Origin of the sequence: Acinetobacter sp. H1(2024), assembly GCF_046557555.1 — a bacterium.
Taxonomy (GTDB): Bacteria; Pseudomonadota; Gammaproteobacteria; order Pseudomonadales; family Moraxellaceae; genus Acinetobacter; species Acinetobacter seifertii.
This window is the reverse complement of record NZ_JBKGFO010000003.1, coordinates 121,847-146,924: the sequence shown is the minus strand read 5'-3', so window position 1 is coordinate 146,924 and position 25,078 is coordinate 121,847. Positions and strand designations below refer to the sequence as shown.

The 25,078-nt window shown below is 37.8% G+C and carries 27 protein-coding genes; 13 read left to right on the top strand and 14 right to left on the bottom strand.

From position 1 onward, the window contains the following. Positions 1-13: 13 nt before the first annotated feature. From rimM to rplS, 3 genes are all read left to right on the top strand, one after another. Entirely contained in the window at positions 14-562 is a 549-nt protein-coding gene (rimM, locus tag ACLCEG_RS10235) for a ribosome maturation factor RimM (RefSeq protein WP_347016903.1), read from the top strand. A 45-nt stretch (positions 563-607) separates the two neighbouring features. Next, positions 608-1,363: a tRNA (guanosine(37)-N1)-methyltransferase TrmD gene (trmD, locus tag ACLCEG_RS10230; protein WP_077163627.1), complete on the top strand. Its 756-nt coding sequence runs from the start codon at positions 608-610 to the stop codon at positions 1,361-1,363. A gap of 219 nt (positions 1,364-1,582) precedes the next feature. After that, positions 1,583-1,951, top strand: coding sequence for a 50S ribosomal protein L19 (rplS, locus tag ACLCEG_RS10225; protein WP_002116654.1), 369 nt, complete (start codon positions 1,583-1,585; stop codon positions 1,949-1,951). A 52-nt stretch (positions 1,952-2,003) separates the two neighbouring features. Here the strand turns inward: rplS and ACLCEG_RS10220 are convergent, their stop codons facing one another. Continuing rightward, a complete protein-coding gene (locus ACLCEG_RS10220) occupies positions 2,004-2,945 on the bottom strand; it encodes a lipase family alpha/beta hydrolase (protein ID WP_081408125.1) in 942 nt (313 codons plus the stop codon). Between the two features lie 120 nt (positions 2,946-3,065). Then, entirely contained in the window at positions 3,066-4,100 is a 1,035-nt protein-coding gene (locus ACLCEG_RS10215; protein WP_410567394.1) for a lipase secretion chaperone, read from the bottom strand. Between the two features lie 153 nt (positions 4,101-4,253). Here ACLCEG_RS10215 and truB point away from each other — a divergent pair, with 153 nt between their 5' ends. The 3 genes from truB to ACLCEG_RS10200 all read left to right on the top strand — a co-directional run bounded on the left by truB (position 4,254) and on the right by ACLCEG_RS10200 (position 6,606). Beyond that, the gene (gene truB / locus ACLCEG_RS10210; RefSeq protein WP_004705248.1) at positions 4,254-5,159 is read left to right on the top strand and encodes a tRNA pseudouridine(55) synthase TruB; all 906 of its coding nucleotides are present in this window, start codon (positions 4,254-4,256) and stop codon (positions 5,157-5,159) included. 19 nt (positions 5,160-5,178) lie between these two features. Continuing rightward, entirely contained in the window at positions 5,179-5,955 is a 777-nt protein-coding gene (locus tag ACLCEG_RS10205; protein ID WP_004705250.1) for a sulfite exporter TauE/SafE family protein, read from the top strand. A gap of 213 nt (positions 5,956-6,168) precedes the next feature. Continuing rightward, the gene (locus tag ACLCEG_RS10200; protein WP_198072004.1) at positions 6,169-6,606 is read left to right on the top strand and encodes a hemerythrin domain-containing protein; all 438 of its coding nucleotides are present in this window, start codon (positions 6,169-6,171) and stop codon (positions 6,604-6,606) included. 14 nt (positions 6,607-6,620) lie between these two features. On the opposite strand, the gene ACLCEG_RS10195 is transcribed toward ACLCEG_RS10200, so the two are convergent. From ACLCEG_RS10195 to serA, 3 genes are all read right to left on the bottom strand, one after another. Beyond that, on the bottom strand, positions 6,621-7,484 hold the full coding sequence (locus ACLCEG_RS10195; RefSeq protein ID WP_410567392.1) for an EamA family transporter: 864 nt from the start codon (positions 7,482-7,484) through the stop codon (positions 6,621-6,623). Positions 7,485-7,573: 89 nt separating this feature from the next. Then, the gene (locus ACLCEG_RS10190; protein ID WP_025465172.1) at positions 7,574-8,458 is read right to left on the bottom strand and encodes an EamA family transporter; all 885 of its coding nucleotides are present in this window, start codon (positions 8,456-8,458) and stop codon (positions 7,574-7,576) included. A gap of 98 nt (positions 8,459-8,556) precedes the next feature. After that, positions 8,557-9,789 carry a phosphoglycerate dehydrogenase gene (serA, locus tag ACLCEG_RS10185; RefSeq protein ID WP_004705258.1) on the bottom strand — a complete coding sequence of 411 codons (1,233 nt, stop codon included), beginning with the start codon at positions 9,787-9,789 and terminating at the stop codon, positions 8,557-8,559. A gap of 378 nt (positions 9,790-10,167) precedes the next feature. Here serA and ACLCEG_RS10180 point away from each other — a divergent pair, with 378 nt between their 5' ends. Next, positions 10,168-11,577, top strand: a complete 1,410-nt coding sequence (locus tag ACLCEG_RS10180) for an FAD-binding oxidoreductase (protein WP_002116692.1) — start codon at positions 10,168-10,170, stop codon at positions 11,575-11,577. 94 nt (positions 11,578-11,671) lie between these two features. Continuing rightward, entirely contained in the window at positions 11,672-12,040 is a 369-nt protein-coding gene (locus ACLCEG_RS10175; RefSeq protein WP_039250542.1) for a hypothetical protein, read from the top strand. Positions 12,041-12,083: 43 nt separating this feature from the next. Here ACLCEG_RS10175 and ACLCEG_RS10170 read toward each other — a convergent pair whose 3' ends face one another. Both ACLCEG_RS10170 and ACLCEG_RS10165 read right to left on the bottom strand, forming a co-directional pair. Beyond that, positions 12,084-12,398, bottom strand: coding sequence for a putative quinol monooxygenase (locus ACLCEG_RS10170; RefSeq protein ID WP_410567390.1), 315 nt, complete (start codon positions 12,396-12,398; stop codon positions 12,084-12,086). A 13-nt stretch (positions 12,399-12,411) separates the two neighbouring features. After that, positions 12,412-12,999, bottom strand: coding sequence for an NAD(P)H-dependent oxidoreductase (locus ACLCEG_RS10165; RefSeq protein WP_100191766.1), 588 nt, complete (start codon positions 12,997-12,999; stop codon positions 12,412-12,414). Positions 13,000-13,220: 221 nt separating this feature from the next. Between ACLCEG_RS10165 and ACLCEG_RS10160 the strand changes: the two genes are divergently transcribed. Both ACLCEG_RS10160 and ACLCEG_RS10155 read left to right on the top strand, forming a co-directional pair. Then, positions 13,221-13,586, top strand: a complete 366-nt coding sequence (locus tag ACLCEG_RS10160) for a hypothetical protein (protein WP_039250545.1) — start codon at positions 13,221-13,223, stop codon at positions 13,584-13,586. 368 nt (positions 13,587-13,954) lie between these two features. Continuing rightward, positions 13,955-15,184, top strand: a complete 1,230-nt coding sequence (locus tag ACLCEG_RS10155) for an MFS transporter (protein ID WP_410567388.1) — start codon at positions 13,955-13,957, stop codon at positions 15,182-15,184. A 34-nt stretch (positions 15,185-15,218) separates the two neighbouring features. Here the strand turns inward: ACLCEG_RS10155 and ACLCEG_RS10150 are convergent, their stop codons facing one another. From ACLCEG_RS10150 to ACLCEG_RS10130, 5 genes are all read right to left on the bottom strand, one after another. Continuing rightward, entirely contained in the window at positions 15,219-15,755 is a 537-nt protein-coding gene (locus ACLCEG_RS10150; protein ID WP_191107355.1) for a hypothetical protein, read from the bottom strand. A gap of 26 nt (positions 15,756-15,781) precedes the next feature. Next, on the bottom strand, positions 15,782-17,932 hold the full coding sequence (yccS, locus tag ACLCEG_RS10145; protein ID WP_410567385.1) for a YccS family putative transporter: 2,151 nt from the start codon (positions 17,930-17,932) through the stop codon (positions 15,782-15,784). Positions 17,933-18,126: 194 nt separating this feature from the next. Continuing rightward, a complete protein-coding gene (gene sodC, locus ACLCEG_RS10140) occupies positions 18,127-18,702 on the bottom strand; it encodes a superoxide dismutase [Cu-Zn] SodC (RefSeq protein WP_410567383.1) in 576 nt (191 codons plus the stop codon). A 116-nt stretch (positions 18,703-18,818) separates the two neighbouring features. Further along, the gene (locus ACLCEG_RS10135) at positions 18,819-19,937 is read right to left on the bottom strand and encodes an AI-2E family transporter (protein WP_151792209.1); all 1,119 of its coding nucleotides are present in this window, start codon (positions 19,935-19,937) and stop codon (positions 18,819-18,821) included. Positions 19,938-20,061: 124 nt separating this feature from the next. Then, positions 20,062-20,706 carry a ParA family protein gene (locus tag ACLCEG_RS10130; protein ID WP_019457835.1) on the bottom strand — a complete coding sequence of 215 codons (645 nt, stop codon included), beginning with the start codon at positions 20,704-20,706 and terminating at the stop codon, positions 20,062-20,064. A 160-nt stretch (positions 20,707-20,866) separates the two neighbouring features. Between ACLCEG_RS10130 and ACLCEG_RS10125 the strand changes: the two genes are divergently transcribed. Together ACLCEG_RS10125 and ACLCEG_RS10120 are read left to right on the top strand one after the other, a co-directional pair. Beyond that, positions 20,867-21,334: a Holliday junction resolvase-like protein gene (locus ACLCEG_RS10125; RefSeq protein WP_002048811.1), complete on the top strand. Its 468-nt coding sequence runs from the start codon at positions 20,867-20,869 to the stop codon at positions 21,332-21,334. A gap of 139 nt (positions 21,335-21,473) precedes the next feature. After that, a complete protein-coding gene (locus ACLCEG_RS10120) occupies positions 21,474-22,046 on the top strand; it encodes a hypothetical protein (protein WP_410567381.1) in 573 nt (190 codons plus the stop codon). 48 nt (positions 22,047-22,094) lie between these two features. Here ACLCEG_RS10120 and ACLCEG_RS10115 read toward each other — a convergent pair whose 3' ends face one another. Further along, a complete protein-coding gene (locus tag ACLCEG_RS10115; protein ID WP_191012224.1) occupies positions 22,095-22,628 on the bottom strand; it encodes a hypothetical protein in 534 nt (177 codons plus the stop codon). A 15-nt stretch (positions 22,629-22,643) separates the two neighbouring features. Continuing rightward, positions 22,644-23,438: a class I SAM-dependent methyltransferase gene (locus ACLCEG_RS10110; protein WP_410567379.1), complete on the bottom strand. Its 795-nt coding sequence runs from the start codon at positions 23,436-23,438 to the stop codon at positions 22,644-22,646. Positions 23,439-23,565: 127 nt separating this feature from the next. Between ACLCEG_RS10110 and ACLCEG_RS10105 the strand changes: the two genes are divergently transcribed. Further along, on the top strand, positions 23,566-24,843 hold the full coding sequence (locus ACLCEG_RS10105) for a hypothetical protein (RefSeq protein ID WP_410567377.1): 1,278 nt from the start codon (positions 23,566-23,568) through the stop codon (positions 24,841-24,843). The last annotated feature ends 235 nt before the right edge of the window (positions 24,844-25,078 follow it).

Sequence of the window (25,078 nt, the reverse complement as noted above, 5' to 3'; positions counted from 1 at the left end):
TAGTAGGTAGCCCATGACACCAACACAGAATGTTCCCGAAGATCGTATTCAGATTGGACAGTTACGTTCAGCTTATGGATTGAATGGGTGGCTCTGGGTGTATTCCAATACAGAACCTATGAGCAACATGTTTGACTACCTGCCTTGGTACATTGAGACCAAGGCCGGTTGGCAAACAATAGATGTAAAACGTTGGAAACCACATGGCAAAGGCCTAGTCGTTGCTTTGAAAGGTGTGAGTGATCGCACTGGAGCAGAAAACTTGGTTGGCGCTAATATCTGGATTGCTAAATCTCAACTGCCAAAAGCAGATGTAGATGAGTATTACTGGTCAGATTTAAAAGGCTTAACAGTGTTAGGACTTGATGATGATGAACAGGAAATTAACTTAGGGCAAATTCATGAGTTGTTTGAAACTGGAGCTAATGATGTGATGGTTGTACGTGCTACACCAGACAGCATTGATTCAGAAGAACGCATGATTCCTTGGCATAAAGATGTGGTGCAACGCGTTGATCTTGAAGCTGGTCGCATTTACGTCAATTGGGGCGTAGATTATTAATCCTTCTTTAAGGATTAACGCAGCAGGAAAATAGAGGAGTCTGCGGTGTTTTTTGCAGTCATTACGCTTTTTCCTGAAATGTTTGAAGCGATTACAGCGTACGGGATTAGCGGACGCGCAGCAAAGCGTGACATTGTACAAGTAACTTGTATTAATCCACGTGATTTTGCTGAAGGGAGTTACCGAAGAGTGGATGAACGTCCATTTGGTGGTGGTCCCGGTATGGTGATGATGGCTGAGCCTTTAGCAAAAGCAATTAACCATGCCAAACAACTTGCTTCGCAAGCAGGGTGTGTTCATGTACCTGTGGTGTATATGTCTCCACAAGGCAAAACTTTAAATGAACAGGCAGTACAGAAGTTTGTCGATTATGACGGCTTGATTGTATTGTGTGGACGTTATGAAGGTGTCGATGAGCGTTTGATCCAGCATTATGTTGATCAGGAATGGTCAATTGGAGATTATGTTTTATCTGGTGGTGAACTACCTGCCATGGTGTTGCTTGATAGTATTATTCGCCGTTTGCCGAATGTAATGTCAGATGAGCAATCAGCGATACAGGATTCTTTTGTAGATGGTCTTTTAGATTGTCCTCAATACACTAAGCCAGACCATTTTGAAGGTTTGGATGTTCCTGAAATTTTAAAGTCAGGGCACCATGCTAATATTGAAAAATGGCGATTTTTGCAGCGATATCAACGAACTTTAGAACGCCGACCAGAGTTGGCTGAAAAAGTTGAGTTGACTAAGCAACAAAAAAAATGGCTAAAAGATATAAAAGAGAATGGTGGTAATTTTTAATTGCTGTTCTCAGGAACGAAAGTTCTAAAACAGGACGAGAAGCATTGCTTCGAGTTAAAGCATAAGTCTATTTCATGAATAGTTTTATGTATATTTAAAGGCTCTTTATAGACATATTGTCGTAAAGGGAAAGATAAACGGGTTGATATGCGCTTTAGCCTCTATCCCCAGCGGAATCTCAGACCTCTTCTGACTCCGCACATATTGGAGATTCCCACAATGAGTGGTAAACATCCTTTAGTTCAAGCTGTTGAAAATGCACAGTTAAAATCTGATATCCCGGCTTTTGCACCAGGTGACACTGTTATTGTCCAAGTAAAAGTAAAAGAGGGTGATCGTGAACGTCTTCAAGCATTTGAAGGTGTTGTAATCGCTAAGAAAAACCGTGGCTTGAACTCTGCGTTCACAGTACGTAAAATTTCTAGCGGTGTTGGTGTTGAGCGTGTATTCCAAACTCACTCACCAGTTGTTGCTAAAATCGAAGTGAAACGTCGTGGTGACGTTCGTCGTGCTAAACTTTACTACCTCCGTGACTTGTCTGGTAAAGCTGCACGTATTCGTGAAAAATTACCAGCTCGTAAAGCGTAAGCTTATACCGAGTAAAAAATGCGCCCAGAGGCGCATTTTTTTTGTTTAAAAATTATAGTCCTTGTAGTTTTAAACGGTTGGCATGTTGACGGTAAACCGAGACAGGATCGGCCGCAAAAATAGAGCGTATACCAAGCACTTGGTTTACTTCATCTAAATGGTTCCAGTTGTAGTCATCACGAATAGTTTTACCAAATTTTGCACTACATCTAGAAACTAAACCGTCATTATCTCCTAATGGATCGACAACTAAACTGCTACCAGTTAATGCAATATCAAAAGGATCTAATGGATTGGTCAGCGCTTTATTCCCTGAAAATGAATACATATAAATACCTTTCTCTTGATAAGTACCCTCGCCGCAAGAAGTTGTAGGCATACCCATAGGGAATTGAGCATTAAACTGTGCAGAACCTTGAGTAGATAAGCTGTGAGCACCTGCTAAAGAGTCATGCGGGTAACTTGTTGGATCGAGGCCCTCTGCCCAAGTAATTGCTGCTGAAAACCAGTTTACTAGTGTTGCCAGTTTTGACAGAGGAGTACCCTCAACGTTCAATATGACATCTGCCATTGGAGATCCTTTGTTAGGTGCTCCAATCGTCGTAAGTGAGGCAACTTTTTCTGGCATGATACCAGCGACATAGCGAATTGTTGGTCCCCCATGACTATGTCCAATCAAGTTAACTTTGGGTTTTCCTGTAATAGCAATAATTTCTTCTACTTGTTGGGCAAGTTGCTCTCCGCGAACTTCGGTTGAGTTAAACGGTGAAACCCTTGTTGCCCATACATTTCCTCCATTACGAGCAAGGTCAGGAAGAATCTGATACCAATAGTCCAGACCAAGTGTATCTGTCCCAACTCTGCTAAAACCAGCCATACCATGGTTAAAAACCAATGGATATTTAGTTTGGGCATAATTTGAGTAGACAAATGAGCCTTTTACTTGCTCTGCATTTGTAGCATGGGCTGCTGAAATGCTCAGTCCTGAGAGCATTGCTGCACAGAAAAATATTAAGTTCCTTTTCATTTTTTACTCACTATTTTTATTTTGTATGAGCAGCAGCTTTATTTTTGCTGCTGGATTAAGAGTTGGCTAACTTTGGAATAGAAAAGCCTAGTAGTTAAATGGTAATTCACCTCCTTTGTCATGGACTTTTTCAAAAGTTTGAAGACGAAGTTGTTCCTGTGAAGAGCTAAATTGTTGTTGGCGTAGTTGTTGAATCGCTTGATTTTTTGCGCTATCACTCATACTACTATTCAGCACTTCATCACGTTGATTTAGGTAGCCTGTAACTCGCTGTTGCCAAGCATTACGCTGTGTATCTAAAGTTTCTAATCTTTGTGTTGCCTCAGCTCCAACAAGTGCTGTACGCATTTGTCGCAGTTCCTCTGCTGAGCCATTACGGGCTTTAATTTGTTTGGTCAGGGTATGTAAATCATCAAGTTTTGATAGCTCTTGCAGGTTTTGTTGCCAATCTACTGGTAGTTGTTCAAAGCGTTCTTTGAGCTTTTGAGCCTTTTCAATTTCACTTAAAGATGAGTCTTCCAGAATTTTCATACGATCTAATGTGTAGTTCTGATAAACGTCTTCTGTTGAAAAGAGGCCTTCAATTTCGGAGGCTGAAAAGAAGCGCTTTCTGATATCTTGAATTGAATTAAAAATTTTTTGAAAATAACTTTGATCTTGTTGTTTAGATTGAGGTGTTTGAATGTGTGCAAGTTCTTCACGGTATTTTAAATAACGATTCCATAAATCAATGATTTGTGAGCGAGTTGGTTCTAAATACTGATCTTGTATAAATTTCTCAAAATGAGTTTTAACTTGTTGTAAATTCCCTTCGCCATACTGCGAAATAAAATATTCAAAGCAGTCGCGTGTCTGACTATTCACAACTAAATGTTGGTTGCTATCAACTTTTAGCTGGCAATTCACTTGGGTATCTTGCTGACTTTTGCTTGAATAAACATTTTGATTTAACGATGAATTTAAAGAGGTTTGAGAAGTGCCTGCTAAGCTTTTTTCCTCCTCTTGATTACGCTGAGATGAGGCGCTTTTTGAGTCTGGACTCAGCCAATATACACATGCAATGAGGCTCAAAATAAAAAATCCAAGCACACACCACAATATCTTTTTCTGCATCCTTTGCATAAAGATATCTTCCTTAAGTTTTAATTTGTTGTTTTTTTACTCGATTAATAATGTGCCATAAAATAAGTGAAAACGCACCTAAATATTCTGAAAATATCTTGCCGAATTTGCTAACATGTCGGCACTTTTCTCTAGCTTTGTGTCCCAGTAAAAATGACGACAAAAAATCAAAAAATTTCTCGTCGCCATATCAGTGGTGTATTTCTTTTAAACAAACCATTAGGCCTAAGTTCAAACGCCGCTTTGCAAAAAGTACGTTGGTTATACCGTGCCCAAAAAGCAGGGCATACTGGTGCGTTAGATCCATTAGCAACAGGTTTACTTCCCGTTTGTTTAGGGGAGGCAACTAAATTTTCACATTATTTACTGGACTCTACAAAGCGATACCAAACCACTGTTCGTTTGGGACAAACTACAACAACTGGTGATGTAGAGGGCGATATTTTACAAGAGCGTCCTGTTCCTGTTCTTACAGAAGAGCTTATTGAGCAAACTCTAGAAAAATTTAGAGGCGATATTCAGCAAGTTCCTCCAATGTATTCTGCCTTGAAAAAAGAAGGTAGACCTTTATATGAACTTGCGCGAAAAGGTATTGAAATTGAACGTGAAGCGCGTCCAGTTACGATTTATGCGCTAGAGTTAGTCGAGTTTACCGAAAATAGTATCACTCTGGATGTAACCTGTTCTAAAGGTACATACATCCGTGTACTCGGTGAAGATATTGGTGAAGCACTTGGCTGTGGCGGGCATTTAACAATGCTGAATCGGACTCAAACAGGACATTTTGAGTTGATCCCAAGTTATACCATTGAATATTTGGAAAGCTTAAACGAAGAGCAAAGAGAAGCATTGTTATTACCAGTTTATGCACCAGTTGACCATTTCTTGAAAATTCAAGTTCCTGAGGGACGTGAAAAATATTTTTGCAACGGTTTAGAAAGCAATATTGATCATTCTGCGGAAGCAGAAGTTTTGGTTTTTTCGGGTGAGCGCTGTTTAGGGTTAGCCGAAATTACTGATAAAAAGCGGTTGGTACCTAAGCGTATCTTAAATTTGTAGTAGATGTAGAGTATAGAGCATGGGCATGGAATGGGATGTTATCCTTAGTTTGATCTTTTTTGCGTTTACTGCGGGAGCGATTGATGCTGCTGTGGGTGGCGGCGGACTCATCCAGATTCCCGGTATTATGAGCACTTTCCCAACCATGCAGACTGCAACGGTGATTGGTACTAATAAAGTTTCATCGATTTTTGGTACTGCATCGGCGGCTTATACATTTGCAAAACGAGTGAAACTGCAATGGAAGCTTCTTGCCGTGATTGCTGTTTGTGCTCTCATTAGCTCATTTGCTGGAGCAGCCTGTTTATCACTTATTCCCCAATCGGTTTTACGTCCATTTGTGTTTGTAATGCTGATCGTAATTGCGATTTATACTTTACTTAAAAAGAACTTTGGGCAAGTTCATACCGAGCAAAAAATTACTACGAAAATGCTTGTTCTAGCGGGTATTGGTAGTTTGGCAATCGGTTTTTATGACGGTATTTTTGGACCAGGTACCGGTAGTTTCTTTATCTTTTTCTTTATCCGTTTTTTACAAGTCGATTTTTTGCATGCCTCGGCATTGTCGAAAATTGGTAATTTCATGACCAATCTTGCAGCGTTGAGTTTTTTTATTCCTACGGGTCACGCTATTTTGCATATTGGTTTAATGATGGCGGCAGCCAACGTATTAGGTTCTATTGTTGGAGTGCGGACTGCACTCAAATACGGTAGCGGTTTTGTACGTATTATCTTTTTAGTTTTGGTCAGTATCTTAATTTGCCGTTTGGGTTATCAGATGTTTGTGACTGGCTAAAATAGTATGAAAAGTATGAACTGATTTTAAAAACAGCAGTTCATACTTTTATGTATCATTTGAAATTAGAAATATAAAAATCATTACAGAAATTTACTAGAAAGAAAACTGTGTAAAAAATAGTCTCATTTTAAGCTACGGAAACCATATAAATTTCAACGTATGATAAGCATTGAAATAAAAAAGATTTTTTAGCTAAAAATGAGGAAGAGAATGAATATTTTCGAAGCATTAAGAGAAAGCCATGAAAATCAACGCAACCTTTCTGAAAAATTAGTCCAAACACATGGTTTAACCGAAGAACGAAAAGAATTATTTGATGCATTAAAAAATGAACTTTATGCCCATTCGGTTGCCGAAGACCGTTACTTATATATTCCTTTAATGTTTGATGATGTCGGTTTAGATATTACGCGACATGCTTTATCTGAACATCATGAAATGGATGAGTTAGTTGAGCAACTTGAAAAAACCGATATGAGTAGTCCTAGCTGGTTGGCAACTGCGAAACAGTTGAGTGAAAAAGTTCATCATCATTTAAAAGAAGAAGAACATAAATTTTTTCAGCAAGCTGGAAAAATTCTTAAAGATAGTGAAAAAGAAAAACTTGGTAATCAATATTTAAAGGAATATAAGAAGTATAAAAAATAGTAGTAGGATTATATCTATGATGCTGTTTTAGTACTTCTTAGAGTAACCCCAATTGAAGCGAGCATTACGCAAGCTAAAGCCACCCATTGCAGCATACTGATTTCTTCACGAAGTAATAAGAAGCCCGTTAATGCTGCTAATGCGGGTGCCAAACTTGTTAGGGTACCGTAAGTTAATTTATTAAGTTGTTTGAGAGCCATTAAGTCTAGTGCATATGGAATAGCAGTCGCTAAAACCGCAATAAGTAAGGCTTTTCCCCAGTACTGTGTTTCAAGTAATGCTGGGCCATTATACCAAACACCAATTGGTAATAAGGCGAGCGCAGATATAGCGATCGCAATTGTTAAGGCATGCATTCCTATATTTTGGGTCACGACCTTTTGACCAAAATAAATATAGAAAGCCCAACATAGACCTGCACCCAGTGCACAAGCAGCACCTACATATGAAAAATGATGCTGTGTTGAGTCTTGCCATGGCACCATGAGCGCAATGCCTAACATAGCAAATGCTACCCAAATGTAGTCACTCTTTCGCTTAATCGAAAGTAGAGCAAGACCTAATGGTCCAATAAATTCTAAGCCTACCGCGATCCCCTGAGGTAGTTTTCCTAAAGAAGTATAAAATAAGATATTCATTAGCCCTAAAGATGCGCAATACATTAATAAATCACGCCATTTTAAATAGGGTAAACGAGACCAAATTTTCCACGAACGGAACATGATTGCAACAATAATAGTCGCAAAACTTAATCTTAAAATAGTAACCGTCAGCGGATCTAAAGCTGCAATAAGTTGCTTGGCAAATGAAGCGCTGATTTGATATGAAACCATCGACAAAATCATATATAGCACAGCAATAAATGGAAGATTTTGCATGGAAATACCTTAGTGCTTCATTTGATACTTAAAATTAATAGCGATCAATTATAGCCAACATTGCATTTTAGCTGGCAGTTCTTAACCAACTAAACTGCGATTTTTTCGCGTTCCTGACGGGCTTTTTGGGTGGTTATGGTGCAGCCGACAGAAGCGATAATAATGGTTGCGAGAGCTAGCCATTGATTCCATAACAAATACTCACCTAAGAATATGAAACCAGACAATGCTGCGACTGCGGGTTCTAAGCTCATCAGTGTTCCGAAACTTAAGGGTGTCAAATTGCGTAATGCAAGCATTTCTAAGGAAAAGGGAAGTGCACTGGCTAAGATTGCTAAGCCAATAAAATAAAATAGATAAGGCAGTTCTATCACTTGACCAATCGAGCTTGAAAAAAAGGTAATGGGTAATAAGATGCATGCACCCACAGACATTCCTAAACACACAGTATGATTACCTGAAATACCAGAAGGTTTTTGTCCTGCAATAATATAGAGTGCCCAACAAGCACCTGCACTCATTGCAAACAAAACTCCAATCCAGTCTAGACCATGTGCTTGATTAAAAGGGAATAATAAAATAAGCCCAACAATCGCAAAACTTACCCAAACAAAATCGTATTTTTGTCGTGCATGATATAAAGCCACGCTTAATGGCCCAATAAATTCAAAAGCAACCGCAATACCAATTGGTAGGCGTTCAATAGACAGATAAAAAAGCGCATTCATACCAGCAAGGGCACAGCCATAGCTTAAAATTGCTTTCCATCGAACCTGACTAAAATTAATTCGCCAGATCTTAAAAATGAAAGCCAGAATACATGCTCCAATACATAATCGCATTGCGGAAACAGTAAGTACGGGAAAGTTTTGAAATAGGACTTTAGCCAAGGATGCGCTACTTTGAACGCTTAACATGGCAAGAATAAGAAAGCCCAAAGCGTGTAGCTGAGTTTTCTGGCTTGAAATTGACATTTTATTATTAGATCGATTGGTATACTTTTCACATGATAATGTAAATACCCATAAAAAAGCCACAGACATTGCTGTGGCTTTTGCATTTACAGTTCGTATTAGAACAATACGCGCACGCGGATTGTACCTTCAACTTCATGCAACATATCTAAAGCTTCGTGAGAAGCAGAAGCGTCAACATCCATAACAAGGTAACCGATGTCACCTTTAGTCATAAGTGATTGACCAGAAATGTTGATGCCTTGTTCAGCAAACAAGTTGTTGATTTTAGACAATACACCCGGTACGTTTTTGTGGATGTGTAGTAAACGGTGTTGACCAGCAGTTAATGGTAACGCGATTTCTGGGAAGTTTACTGCAGAAAGCGTCATACCTTTATCAGAGTAAGCAACAAATTTCTCAGCAACTTCTAAACCGATGTTTGCTTGCGCTTCCATCGTTGAACCACCAACGTGAGGCGTTAAAATCACGTTGTCTAAGCCGCGAAGTGGAGATTGGAATTCTTCACCATTTGCTTTTGGTTCTTTAGGGAACACGTCAACTGCTGCACCAGCAATATGGCCAGATTTGATCGCATCAGCTAAATCTTCAATCACTACACATGTACCACGTGCAGCATTTAAGAAGATCGCGCCTTCTTTCATTTTCGCAAATTGTTCTTTAGTGAAGAAGTTACGTGTAGACGGAACATCTGGTACATGCAGCGTTACAACGTCAGCAGTTGCTAAAAGCTCATCTAAAGAACCAACTTGGCGAGCATTACCCATTGGTAACTTAGTGACTGCATCATAATAAATCACATGCATACCCATGCTTTCAGCAAGAACTGAAAGTTGAGAACCAATGGAACCGTAACCCACAATACCTAAAGTTTTGCCACGAGTTTCAAAAGAACCAACAGCAGACTTGTCCCAACCACCACGATGACAAGCCGCCGATTTTTCAGGAACACGGCGAAGAAGAAGAATCGTTTCAGCAAGTACAAGCTCTGCAACCGAACGCGTATTTGAATACGGTGCGTTGAATACAGGAATACCACGTGCCATTGCTGCTTTAAGATCAACTTGGTTTGTTCCAATACAGAAACAACCTACTGCGATCAATTTATTTGCAGCTTCAAAAACTTCTTCAGTCAATTGGGTACGCGAACGAATACCAATAAAGTGAGCATCTTTAATTGCTTCTTTAAGCGCTTCGCCTTCAAGAGCAGTTTTACGATAGTCAATATTGGTGTAACCCGCAGCGTTTAAAGTGTCGACTGCGTTTTGGTGAACGCCTTCTAACAAAAGGAAACGGATTTTATCTTTAGGTAGTGAAAGATGTTGGCTCATTACGGCTCCGCTACAAAGGCCAAATTTGGTGGCGGTATAATAACATACTGGGCAGCGCTATAGATATTTCGTTTATACCATTGCCTTATGGCAATTTTATCTATGTCTAATCACTTCCGTTTATGGCTTGTTGAACATTTTAAAATATGCTTGGAATATTATTTAAAGTTGTTTTTCTCTAAAAGCTTTATAAAAAAGCATTTATTCGCGTTAAACATGTTTTGTAGTGACAGTATCTCTATTCTGAACTTTATCGCTTGTGTGGTTACATGTAGAATATAGGAGTTCCTTGAACATTATGGCTTTGCTCAGGTGAGAACCCTGAAAATATGAAGTCATAGTCCCACCATAGTTTACTTCTTGCTAGGTCTGCAAACGATGAATGCTCCAGTCGCTTTAACACCTGAGTTACTTACCCAATTAACAGCAATCGTCGGTGAAAACCGTATTAAAACCGATGCTGATAGTCTCGAAAACTGGGGTAAAGATCATACCAAGCATTTTAATCCGAACCCATCGGTCATCGTTTTCCCATCGACCACTGAACAAGTTCAAGCTGTTGTGAAGCTTGCTAACCAGTTTAATGTTGCGATTACACCATCTGGCGGTCGTACTGGTCTCTCTGCTGGTGCGGTAGCAACCAATGGTGAAATTGTCATTAGCATGGACAAAATGAACCAGATTCTTGAATTTTTCCCAGCGGATCGTATGGTACGAGTGCAAGCTGGTGTAGTGACTGAACAATTGCAGAATTATGCAGAAGAACAAGGCATGTATTACCCAGTGGACTTTGCATCAGCGGGTTCTAGCCAGATTGGCGGTAATATCGGTACTAACGCTGGTGGTATTAAAGTCATTAAATACGGCATGACACGTAACTGGGTACTTGGTTTAACGGTAGTTACGGGTAAAGGCGATATTTTACGTTTAAATAAAGGCATGGTTAAAAATGCCACTGGTTATGCATTACAGCATTTGTTTATTGGTGGTGAAGGTACTTTAGGTTTAGTGACTGAAGCAGAAATTAAACTTGAGCGTCAACCACAAAACTTACAAGTTTTAGTGTTAGGTGTTCCAGATTTTGATGCAGTAATGCCTGTATTACATGCGTTCCAAAAAGATATCGACTTAACAGCATTTGAGTTCTTTGGTGAGCTTGCAATGCAAAAAGTTTTAGACCACGGACATGTACAACGTCCATTTGAAACTCAATGCCCGTTCTATGTATTGCTTGAGTTTGAAGCACCATATGAGCCGATTCTCGATAAAGCAATGGAAATTTTTGAGCATTGTATGGAGCAGGGTTGGGTACTTGATGGCGTAATGAGCCAGAGCCTTGACCAAGTAGAAAGCTTATGGCGTTTACGCGAAGATATCTCTGAATCAATCGCACCGTTTATCCCGTATAAAAATGATATTTCAGTATTAATTACTCATGTACCAGCATTTATTCGTGAGATTGATGCAATTGTTCAAGAGAACTATCCTGATTTTGAAATTTGCTGGTTCGGTCATATCGGCGACGGTAACTTGCACTTAAATATTTTAAAACCTGAAAACTTAACCAAAGATGAGTTCTTTGCAAAATGTCAGGTTGTGAATAAATACGTGTTTGATACCGTTAAAAAATACGATGGTTCAATTTCTGCTGAGCATGGCGTAGGTATGACGAAAAAGCCATATTTAGAATATTCACGTTCGCCTGAAGAAATTGAATATATGAAGGCATTGAAAAAAGTATTTGACCCAAATGGTCTGATGAACCCAGGTAAATTATTTGATCTGTAAGAAAGTAGGTATTCTTAGAACTACATAGTTTCTACAGAGTAACCGACAAAGCCATAGCATCATAAAGCTATGGCTTTTGTTTTTGGTGATAAGAATGCAACGTTTATTTTTAATTTCAGCACTTTGTGTTGGACTTTTCACTGGGTGTGCGACGACCAGTAAATTGATTCCTTTTGTGGGTTCGGAAACTCCGATGCAACAAGTACTTAAAGCTCAACCTGAGATTGTAAAAGAGCATAACAATACCTCAGTTCAGCAAGTATTTAACCGAGTAGAGTCTCCAACAGTTTCCCGTATTATCGTTATACAAACTGGTTTAATGGATGATTCTGTTTCAGCAATTCGAACAGAATATTCATTTAAATTGGTCGATGAAAAGTGGCAATTGCAAAATAAACAAACAAGCTACCAATGTGCGCGAGGAAAAGGTTCTAGAGGGTTCCAAACCCAACTTTGTTCTTAAAAATAAAAAAGACGATAAATATATCGTCTTTTTTTGGGTTAAATTATACGCCGCTTTCTAAAATTCTAATTTTGACATCAACGACATCGTCTTTAACGGCTGCATGATGCGCTTGCATATGAGGTGTAGCTAAATGAGCTTCAAGATGAGCCACACTTTCCCATTTTTCTAGCATGACAATCGTGTCAGGCTCTTGAGTCTGGAAACTTGCATTTGATTTGTGATCAATTAAAGGTTCATAACCATGGCAACCATCTTCTGCTAAAACAGTTGGAATGATTCTTTGAAAAGCATCCAATACGTTTTGGCGATGCTGTCCACCTGATTGAGTACGAATTTCTGCAATAATGGTAAGCATGGTTTTCTCCTGATTAAGCTGCTGCAAATACAGTGTTTAAGTGTGCTTTATATTCTTCAACGTAACGATCAACTTCAGGCATTTTAATTACGTCGTTTACAATGAAAGTTGGAAGCGTGCTCATACCTAAAAATTGATTGGCTTTATGAAACGGTAAATAAACACCATCTACGCCCACACCGTGGAAGAACTGATCAGCATCATCAAATGCTTCCATAGGTGCATTCCAAGTGAGTGATAGCATATATTTCTTGTCATGAATTAAGCCACCTGAACCATATTTTTTTGAAGCATCAGAGCGGCTACGACCGTCATTTGCATATAGTGAGCCGTGACCTGTCGTAAATACATCATCAATATATTTTTTTACTGTCCACGGTGCACCCATCCACCAACCAGGCATCTGGTAAATCACAACATCGGCCCATAAGAATTTTTCTACTTCGGCTTCTGCATTGTAGTCGCTATCTGTACGGGTCACTTGAACATCATGGCCTAGTTCAGTGAGATGGTCAGTTGCCAATGCCGTGAGAGTGTCATTTAATTCACCATTTGAATGGGCAAATTGTTTGGCGCCATTAATCACTAAAATATTGCTCATGAAAGTTACTCTAATTAAATTCCTAAATTGATGCATACTTTAGTGAACTTACTCTTAGAGAAAAATGCAGTAATCGGAAAAAGATTATTGATTAAAAATCATGAATTATGCATTAAAAAATTATTAAATTTTTCACTCTAAACATAAACACTTTACAAAGTTGAATGGAAAAATTTATCTATAGCCTTTAGCATCAACGTGAAGTTGTGGTGGAGTTGAGTATGAAAAAAATTGGTTTACTCATGGTGTGTAATTTGTTGATTCTAAGCGCATGTACACCGAATACAAACCCGCCTACACCCCAAGCCAATAGTCCGATACAAGCAGTTTTGATTGATCAACCAAACCTTTTAAATAATGCGAGTAATTTAAGTATTTCACAACAAATGAATGCTTTGGATGATGCTTCTAATGCACAAGTAACTATTTTACAAACTGTGCCTAGCGAAGATGCTATATCAAAAACACGTACCGAATATTTATTAAAGCGTGATCAGACCATTTGGAAAATCGTAAATAAAAAACAAAGTTATCAATGTAAACAAGGGCAGGAAACAACAGATTTCCAAGTCAATCCTTGTCCTTAAGGCTGAATCTTTAGGATGTATGTGGATAACTTCAAGGTTATTCACAATATAAAAATGAGTTGATGCTAAGCAAAATATAGAATTTTAAATGGATGAAACTGTCCGATTGCTGATCAATATAAAAAGTGATATTGTGTCATCCGGAAATTAAGCCAAATGGTAAAAATTACCGAATCTCACGTCATACATTTTTTCTTGTCTTAGACACCTTGTGAATACGGTGTTTCACATTCTAAACATGCACTCTCACGGCATATAAAAACTTAATTAAAGATTGACTGACCATACTGTCATCGTGATGACTACATTATTTATTTCAATATGTAGTTGCTGAGACATTTTGGCCGCTATTTTGAAGTGTACAACTCATGAATAATATTCAAACGACAGCGTTGAACCGTACAACGTTGATGTTTCCTTTAGCTTTAGTGCTATTTGAATTTGCGGTTTATATCGGTAATGACCTGATTCAGCCAGCCATGTTGGCAATTACTGAAGATTTTGGTGTGAGTGCAACTTGGGCACCATCTTCAATGTCATTTTATTTATTAGGTGGTGCATCTGTTGCATGGTTACTTGGGCCTTTATCAGATCGATTAGGTCGTAAGAAAGTTCTTTTGGCCGGTGTTTTATTTTTTGCCTTGTGCTGTTTTTTAATTTTATTAACAAGACAAATTGAACACTTTCTGACATTACGTTTTTTACAAGGTATTGGTCTAAGTGTAATTTCAGCAGTAGGCTATGCAGCGATTCAAGAAAATTTTGCCGAGCGTGATGCTATTAAAGTCATGGCGCTTATGGCAAATATCTCATTGCTTGCACCCTTGCTCGGACCTGTACTTGGCGCATTTTTAATTGATTATGTGTCTTGGCACTGGGGCTTTGTGGCAATTGCTATACTTGCACTGCTGAGTTGGTTTGGCTTAAAGAAACAAATGCCTAGTCAGAAGGTCAGTGTAACTAAACAACCTTTTAGCTATCTTTTTGATGACTTTAAAAAAGTGTTTAGCAATCGGCAATTCCTTGGTTTAACACTCGCCCTGCCGCTTGTAGGTATGCCGCTTATGCTTTGGATTGCGTTATCACCCATTATTTTGGTTGATGAACTCAAGCTAACCAGTGTGCAATATGGTTTAGCTCAATTTCCGGTATTTCTAGGCTTAATTGTTGGTAACATCGTTTTAATTAAAATTATTGACCGTTTGGCTTTAGGTAAAACAGTCCTAATTGGTTTACCGATTATGCTCACTGGGACACTCATTTTAATATTAGGCGTTGTCTGGCAAACCTATTTAATTCCTTGTTTGCTTACGGGTATGACACTCATTTGCTTTGGTGAAGGAATTAGCTTTTCAGTGTTGTACCGTTTTGCACTGATGTCATCTGAAGTATCAAAAGGAACTGTGGCTGCCGCTGTTTCAATGCTATTGATGACGAGCTTTTTTGCAATGATTGAGTTGGTGCGTTATTTCTATACTCAATTTCATTTATGGGCTTTTGTCTTATCTGCTTTTGCATTTATTGCGCTGTGGTTTACTCAGCCACGTTTAGCTTTAAAACGGGAAATGCAGGAAAGAGTTGCCCAAGACTTACATTAAAAAAATACCGGAATATATATTCCGGTATTTTTTATCATTCTTGTAACATTTTTTCCATCTCTTCGCGGTCTGCTTCATAGGTACAACCTAACAGTACCATTGGCTTTTTCCCTTTCATTTCTGATAAGTTCAAGTTGTGGTAAAAAGTAACTGAGTCTGAAGTTGCAGGTTCTGTTTTAACTGTACGTACCCCTCTAAACAAAGGAAGCATTGTAAAATCAGGATGCTGAGGAATATCAAATTTCTTTGAAAGTTGCTGAACATTTACATTACGAAAAACGGCAGTTATACCTTGACCAGCCAAAGCAATCTCGTTTGTCTTTAACCCAAATAGTTCAATAGGTTGATTGGTTTTATATAAATAAATGAAAGGTTGGTCTGAATCTTCAATTCTTTTAAAGCCAAGCGCTGTTAAATTTTCATCATATTCGGAAGCAAAATCTGAATAGGTCGAATAATCAGATTCACACTCAATAATCTTTTTTAAATCAGTCCTTTCAAATGCATAAGAACTACTACTCAGCAGTATTAAAATCAAAGAAAGAATCGAAGGAATTTTTGGGAAATGCATTTTTATCCTCAATAAAAACTCTATGTTTATTTAATCTCTTGTTCTAAAAGTTTGCCTTTAAGGGTTAATAATTCAGGCAAGGTTTCTAATAGTAAACTCATTTGTTTTAAAACAAGAGTGTAGCTTTCTGAAAAGTGCTCATGAGTTGTTAGACTTTGAATTTGCTTCAAAGTTTGCTCAAAAAAATTAAAATCAACAGAAGCTTGTTCAAATAAACTTTGGTTAAGGATTTGCTGACAATCCAGTAAGAGCTGTAATACCTGTTGATCCTCAATTTTTTGTCTTTGGCTACCTAATGCTGCGACATAACTCAACTGGCTATGACTATAAACCAGATAGCGAAAGGCGTAATGAATCAGTTCTGGTTTGGGATTGGGCTCAGCACTTAAGCTCGAAATCATATTCGACAGCTCAATTTGTGCGTTATGTGCAGCACGGCGAATTCTGCGATATTCAATGTCCTGATTTTTACCATGTTGGTATTGCTCAACAATTACATTGAAATAATCCAGTGTGGCTTGGCTACTTTTTTTAATATTGTTTGGAATATTACGGAAGTTCCAGTCTGGCCATATAAAGTTGACAGCAAGCCAAGCAATAAAGCAGCCTAATAACGTGTCAATTAGGCGAGGTAAAATAATACTGAAACCTGCGCCTTTTAAGTTGAAAATGAGCAATACCATTAAGGTTGCCATCAGCGTTGCCAAGGCGTATTTCTTCTGACGTAAGTAGAAAAAGCTAACTCCACAAATAATGGTAAGAATGAGCTGACCTTCAATACTTGGAACAAAATATAAAATAGGGATACCCAATAAAACGCCAAGTAAGGTTCCAATTGTTCTGAGTTTTAAACGGCTTTTCGTTGCAAAGTAAGTAATTTGGCAAACAAATAAACTGGTGAGCAAAATCCAGTAACCGTGCTGGGCAAAAGGTAGCAGTGAAATGCCGTAACCTGCTGCAAACACAACGGCAATTCGTATGGCATGTCTGAACAGAGCCGATTGTGGAGTCAGTTGCTGGCGAATTTTTAAAATAAGGTCAGAAAAATCTTGAATATCGTCATCAAGTAAATTGAGATGATCTTGCTTGTTTTGACTGAGCGTTTCATTAAACGGTTGAGCATATTGAAGTTGTTCAAACTGTTCATGCATGCCTTGTAAATTATTAAAAATCAGCTTTAAGTTTTTAACTTCAAAATTTTGTGGATGCTGTTGTATCCAGTCTTTTAATGAACTTTCCAAATGGTTTAAAACAATTTGTCCTTCTTGAGAAGACTGATATTGCTGGTTATGCAAAATACATTGTGCTAAATCATGGCAAGCTTGAGCTTGTAAACGGAGATTTTTTTGAAAACGAAAAATGAGATCACTACGGCTAAAATTTTGTTGAATATGTTCATAGTGTAGATAGTTAGAGGTGGCCTGCTCATGTATATCGCGAGCAAAAAAGTACAGGTTTAACCAGTAAATACTTTTATTACTCACTCGTGATGCCTTAAGGCGAGTAAGCAGAGAGCTACGTATTTGGTTAAGACTTTGCGCGACTTGCGTATTTTGTAGTGATAATTCAAATAAAAGCTGTTCAACATTTTCTTTATTATCGGGATCGAACAAGCGTGCTTTAGCTTGAAGTAAGGCAGAGATTTCTTCAAAAATTTGCGAAAGCTTATCTTGTAAAGGAAGTGTTGGTTTTAAAAGAAAAAATAAAATAGAAGTTAGACCATACCACAGTGCGCCATAGACAAAATAAGTAGGCTGTTGGTACCAGTGAGCATATTCTCCTAAACCAAACATGCTGTAAATCGAGAGTAAAATCGTACCAAAAGAAATGGTGGCGTAACGCTGGCCTAAGGCTCCCAATAAAATGAAACCAGCACTTGAAATTGAAAGATATAAAATAAATAAAAGTTTATAAGGTGCTAAAAAACCAAGAATAGTGCTGACAGTAAAAAAGAGTATGCAAACATAGAGCAAATTACGTAAACGGAGACTTAAGCGATCGTCAAAATCGGTAAGTGCAGCGGCAATCGCACCTAAGGTTACAGGAACGATGAGCTCGTTATGGCCCAACCACAGTAAACCTAAAGTTGTGCCTGTAAGTACAATTAAAATTTGCAGACAGTAAATTAAAATTGAATTCGCTTTAAAACGATTAAATATTTGAGTCAAATAATTCACGGTTTTTTTCTAAATGATAGGGGGCGTGACTAGGGATATTTAAATTTTTTATTACTTGAAAAATATTATGCGCTTTATCTAAAAAAGTCAGTTAATTTTTTAAGATTTTATAATAATTAAGTGAACTAAACTGCTTAATAAAATAGCAAAATTGTGGATATCTTTTTAGATACCCACAATATGAAAATAATAAGTTATTGGATTACACCACAGGCAATTCGTGCTCCGCCACCACCTAAAGGTAGAGGAGAATCTGAATAGTTATCTCCGCCAGCATGGATCATGATGGCGCGACCTTGAATGTCCGCAAGTTTTAAACGTGGTGCAATAACAGCGGTGGTAGCTACACCATTATTATCAACAACCAATGCTGGTAAGTCACCCAAGTGTCCTGTAGTTGGCGTACCATGATGTGGTGCTTGATTAGGGTTATAGTGGCTACCCGCAGCTAAAGCGGCACCTGGTTTTCCATCTTTAACAGCAGGGTCGCACGATGCATTTTCATGAATATGGAAACCGCGAGTACCGCTTGGTAAATCTGCTAAAGCAGGGGTAATAATCAGGCCTTTATCACTGTCTTGAAAGCTAATTGTCCCGATTTTTTTACCAATCCCATTGGCTGTTACTTCATTCACATCGACTACTTTTTTGGTGTGCATTGTGGTTAATGCATGCGTCGTATCTGAAACAGTTTTGCTGACCGTGCTACAACCAACTGTTAATAAGGCTGTCAGTGCACATATTGCACTCATTTTATTTAATAATGGCATTATTGGATGTCCTTATAGATATAAAGCTGATTTTTTTATTCAAACAAATGCTCGTTAAGCCTACAAGTTAATTTAAATAGTCACTTTGTATCCTGAAACATTTTTAAATCATTGGCTTAATTTTGAGATGGTGGTAAATCATCATCCGAATCATAAATCATAGTGGTTTTTGGCATTGGTTCAGGATCAATGGTTTCATGGAGCCATTCGCGCCAAATCGCTAATAGAACGGCTAAAATAACTGGCCCAATAAATAAACCAACTAAACCAAAACTCGCAATACCACCTAATACACCAAACATAATGAGTAAAAACGGAATTTGGGTTGCACCAGAGATCACAAGAGGGCGAATCACATTGTCCGAACTACTTACAATAAGAACACCCCATAAAACTACGCCAATGGCTTCCATAGTTTGCCCTTGAGAGAACAACCATAGGCCAACGCCTAAATAGGAAACAGGAGTGCCAAAAGGAATGAGTGCTAATAAGAATGTTGCAATCGTGAGTACCATTGGATTTGGTACACCCGCTACGAAATAACTTAATCCTGCAAGCACAGCTTGAGCAATCGCAGTTAAACCCACACCGTAGACAACAGCACGAGTTGTTTCTGAAATTGTATCTAGATAATGATGAATACGTGGACCGATCACCATTTCTAAGGCTTTACTTACTTGAGTTAAAATGGTGTGACCATCACGATAAAAGAAGAAAAGCGTTAAAATTGCGAAACCAAGTTTGACAATATTTTTACTAATTTCATTGAGTAATACGCGACCATAACTTAAATGGCTTTGAACCCAAGCTGCAATACTTTGAATTGTACTATTGGGGTCGGTATTTATGTCGTTTAGTGTTCGGCTTATTTCTTTACCGACAAAAGGTAAGTTTTTAATGAAGTCAGGTACGCTTAAATGGCCCGAAAAAACTTGGCGTTGCAAGTCGAAATAAAGATTACGGCCTTCGTGCTGCAAAATAAAAATAGCGCATGTGAGTGGAACGCCCACAATTAAAATGACTAAGCTAATCATCAATGAGGCATTCAAATTATGACGGTTTTCACCAAAAAAACGCTGGATTCTTAAATAAATAGGCCAAGTCATGTAGGCAATAATCGCAGCCCAAACTACAGGTACAATAAAGTACTTCAGGATGTTAAATCCTAAAAACATCAGGATAAAAAACAACCCAAACAATAAAACGCGCTGTAAAGTAGGAGCGTATTGATGCACGAACAAAAATTCTCTAATTTTTTAAATAGGATGAGGCCATATTAACTGAAAAATGACCTGAGGCAAATTTTAGGCAGAAATGCTAATGTACACATTTCTGCTCAACAAAAATAAAAAGTTATTTTTAGAACCACTCAGATTTATCTTCAATCAGTTTATTTAAAAGTGGCTGCCATTGAGTTTGAATAGCAATAAAGTTTTTTTGTGGTTTATCAAACACACTCAAACCTTGCATTGCTAAACTGCCATAAGCACTACGCTCTGCAATCCACGCAATCGGTTCATGTTCGATTTTTTCAAAAAATTGCTGAATGTCTTTTGAACTGGCGCTATTCGGTTTAACTCGATTTGCAAGCAGTAAAATTTGTACCTTACCTTTGCGTATACGCTTAATATCTTGCAAATGCTTGAGAAAACGACGTGTACTATCGATATCAAAAAACGAAGGCTGAAGTGGTGTAATAATGGCATGAGCTTCGCTGACTAACTGCTCAGCGTGATCGCCTGAAAGAGCGCCTGGTGCATCAATAATTAAATAATCTAAATTTTTCGGCGCGTCGCCAATCGATTTTTCATGACGCCAATCTAGGCTTTGAATCGCAGCTACATTTTCTGGACGTTGCTTCAACCATTGTAAAGAAGATTTTTGGTTATCAGAATCTGCTAATGCTACTTTATATCCTTTTTGTGCCAAAGCTGTTGCCAACGTAATGGCTGTCATGGTTTTTCCGCATCCGCCCTTTTGATTTGCAATAAGTATCGTTTTCATAAATCCAATTATTTTCAGCAGCACATGTGTTTATGTTTTATACCTTAGCATCTTTTTATGCGAAGTAGATGACCACCTTTGACAAAAGTTTAAGCTACTCCGTAATTTTAGATATGATTGCTCATCTAACGCGATGATATGTATTTGTTAAGGAAAATTTATGTCCGTATGGCTGGCCATGCTTATAGGTGCTGGTATTGGTATTATTATTACTACACTCATTTTATCAAATACTCGTAATGGTCGAATTAAGGCCGAATACGAGCAATATATTGCGGAGTTAGAGCTTGAGCATCAACAGGCATTAGCACAAGCACAAAAGAGAAGTGTGAATACAAGCCGCGCCGTATTAAAAGGTAAAATGGCAGAACAATTCGCGCCGATTTTGCCTGAGTTTCAATACTTGCCGAGTGATGCCAAGTTCTTGGGTGATCCAGTTGATTACGTTATTTTTGATGGCTATACCGATTTTAGAGATGGGGACGGGACTGCCGAGGATATCCAGATTATTTTACTTGATATAAAAAGTGGGGGAGCGCGTTTAACCAAAGGGCAGCAGGCAATTGCTCAAGCAATAAAAGAAGGAAAGGTTCGTTTTGAAACGTTACGAATTGATTTTGAAGATTAACATTCAGTTTAATTAGGCACAAAAATAGACGAAATTGATCTGTATTGTTACTAAATTCCGATATTTTTTTCATCGCTTAGCGCTACCATAAATTGGAGATCTACTGTATTTGATCTAGCAATATTTGAGGTATAAAGCGATGAAAAAACAACATGTAATGATAGGCTTATTGGCCCCTTTATGTATTAGCTCAGCTTTTGCTTCGACGACCTCTACTTCTGGTGAATACAATATTGCAAATGGTCTGTTACCGATTGAAAAAGATCAGTCAATTTCTGTGTTACAACCATTTCAAGGCAATTTTAGAATTTTAGGTTCAAAAATTTATAAAAATGATGAACAAGCTAAGTTTTCACCGATTGATTATGCGGTAAGTTGGGGACTGTTTGCTCAACCAGATATTGCTCGTACTATTTCAGTTAAACAGTATGACCGCTATTTGAACTGGAAAATGAGTAAGCTTCCTGTACCTGCTGAGCAAGCCATGCAAATGGTGTCTAATATGCACATCATTCCTGCAAGCCCTGAGATTGCTCAACAAATTAAACAAGTTAAACGCGGTGACTTGGTATACCTCAAAGGTGAGTTGGTTGAAATTAAAGACAAAAATTTAGTTTGGCGATCATCTTTAACCTCAACTGATACAGGTGATGGTGCGTGTGAGTTATTCCGTGTTCAAGCAATTCACTGGGTTGAAAAACAAAATATATAAATTAAAAAGCCTTCTTAATCAGAAGGCTTTTTATTGCACGCTATAAAATTAATGCTGCTGCGAAGCTTTCCAGTATTTCAACTGGTTCTGTGCTTGTAAGTAGTCAGCCAGTTGATTGACCTGTTCATCTTTATTGGCTTGTTTATCATTGATATGTTTTTCTTGGTTTTCCCAATATTGATAAAGCAAGCCTTGAATATAACGACCTTGTTCAGTTTTTAAGTCGAGGTCTTTTAACATAGTCAATGCTGAACGAACATTATCAAGTGTACGTTTCTGTTCAAACTCTGTGGTGAGTGTACCTGCCGCATGCATTTTTTCTAGCTCAGTTTCCATTTCATCACTCATTTCAGTAAAGCGATGGTCATAGTCCTCTAATAATGCAATGTCATGCGCATCGTCAGCAGTGGCTGCGAACTTTTTAACAGGTCTTTCATTGAGCTTTTCCATCACCTGATCGGTAGATGAATTTGTCTGATGTTGTTCGGTCTTTGCTGGCTCATCTGCTTTTTTACAAGCAGTCAATAATAGGCTGGAGCTGAGCAAAGACATTAAGATGATATGAGGCGTTTTTTTAAACATAGCTTTCAACCGAACCTATTCTCTATGATTTGACGATGTACTTTTCTGAAAGTGATATGCATATGTGACATATGGAAAATCAATCTGATCTTGTGGGCCTAGCCCTGTAAAATCATAAACAATTTTCTCAAACTGAGCTTTGAGCTGTAATTGATCTTTTTCGGTCATTGCTGCAATAAAACTTGTAGAGAGTAATCTTTTACTCACGACATGTTCGACAGTACCATGCTGTGATTGCGAAAAAGTTTCTAAGCTATCAAAAGTAAATAAATTTTGATTTTCAAAAACCTTTTTCCAGTTTTCACTATGGTAACGCGGTGTATTACCTTCAAGGGGTAGCAAAAAATCTGCTAAGGCTTTTACCCAGTTTGTACGTTCATCACGCTGGTTCCACACGAGTCCCAAATGTCCTTGCGGTTTTAATATTCGATGGATTTCAGTCAGTGTTTCCATGTTGTCAAACCAATGGAAAGATTGAGCGCAAATGACCGCATCAATTTGTTGATCATCTAGCGGAATAGCATGGCTAAACGCCTGTAAAGTTTTAATATCAGTATAGGCTTGCTGAAGCTGTTGTAACATCTCGCCAATTGGCTCTACTGCAAGAATATCTGCATGGGTTTGTTTTAAGTAGGGTAAGAATTTGCCAGTACCTGAGCCAAGATCAATAACAGTAGAATTTTCATGTATTTGGAGGCGTTCTTGCAGCCAACTGACTATTTCTGCTGGATAATTCGGTCTAACTTGCTGATAAAGCTCCGCAGCGGAGCTGAAGCCTTTTTGAGCGGCAGGATGTAAGGATTGTGTCATATTTTGCGCTTTTTAATCTGACTGGCATCTATAAAATAAGATACTCCGCAATCATAAATTGGCAAAACACCTATTTTGTTTCATTTTTGACGATATATGTGGGAGTAAATTTTCTTTCGGTGTGAGCATGGATAAGCAAATTATTTTTGAAGACGAACACATTAGAGCCATTTTTTTACAAGGCAATTCTAATACATTAGTTCTCTCTTTTGGCGATTTGATTACCCGAGCGAGTGGCTTATCTATCAATGCTGAAAAGTCTCTAATAAAGTACCAATACAATGTTATTGGGATTATGCCAAAACAAAAATCGTGGTTCCCAAAAGCCAGTATGGTTGAAATGGCTAAAGCCATTTTGCCTATTATTCAGCGTTTTAATAATATTGTAGGTTATGGCGGCTCAATGGGCGGCTATGCAGCAATCAAATATTCGAATCTTTTAAACATGAATCGAATCGTTGCATTTGTACCTCAGTATTCAATTGACCCTGAACAAGTTGAAGACCGACGTTATGCTGAATTCTTTGATGCTGTCGCAAATAAAGACATGCAAATTCAGCAGCAAAATGTAGATGCAAGTCGTGAATATATTATTGTTTATGACCCTTACTTTGCCGTCGATCGTGAACATTACTTAAAAATAAAAGAAATGTTGCCAAGTTTACATACGGTTCATTTGCCTTTTACGGGACACGAAGCTTTATCTGTATTGGCGAGTTCAAGTCTTTTACATGATTTTATTGAACATGAATTTGATGAAACATATTTCTATCAACACGTTCGTAAAATTAAAAAACAAAGTAAATTCTATTATCGTAATGTACTTGCCAATGTGCTGACTTATCATGACAGTATGTTATTGAAAATTTTACGTCAAAATGATTTTCAATTAGATGAGCGTTATTTAGATAACCCGCTCAAGCAAGCGATTACACGTAGTCTTGTAAAAACAAAGCAGGCGACTGAGCAAGATTTCCAAAAACTTGGAATTAAAATTCAGTACAGCCAGCAAGTTGTAAGCTCTAACAAAGGCTTGCAGACTCACTCTGGTACAGTCTTAGTATTCAATTTAATTAATTTAAAACTTGAAAGCTATGCTGTAGATGTGTTGTTCGCAAATACATCGTATCTGATTCCGATTGTGGCAGAGCAGACCGGAGTTGCACACATTGAATTAAATAATGAAATTTATTTGTTAGGTATGAATGACCGAAAAATTATTAAATTATTTAAACAAGGTGATGCATTAAGCTCGGATATGAGTCCATTTGTCATTAAACAATATTCTGATTTTTTTGCATTGAGCTACAAGCAATTCAATTTAGATTGTGATGAACAAGGCGTTTGTGACTACATTGAAGGTTCAGTTCAACCATCGCAACAATTTGTACTGACCCGTTTTTAATTTAATTTACTGATTAAATAAAGCCCAAATCATCAAATTTGGGCTTTATTTTTTGCTCAAAAAATATTTTTTTATTAATTTATTTGTATGTAAAATTAAAAATCATTATTTAAATAAATAGTGGGACTAATTTTTAAATAAAGATAGAACTAAAAATAGTCATGATAAATTAAGTGAAAAATTATTATATTTAAAAATTAATGGTTTTTGTTGGCACATAAATTAAATAAATAGT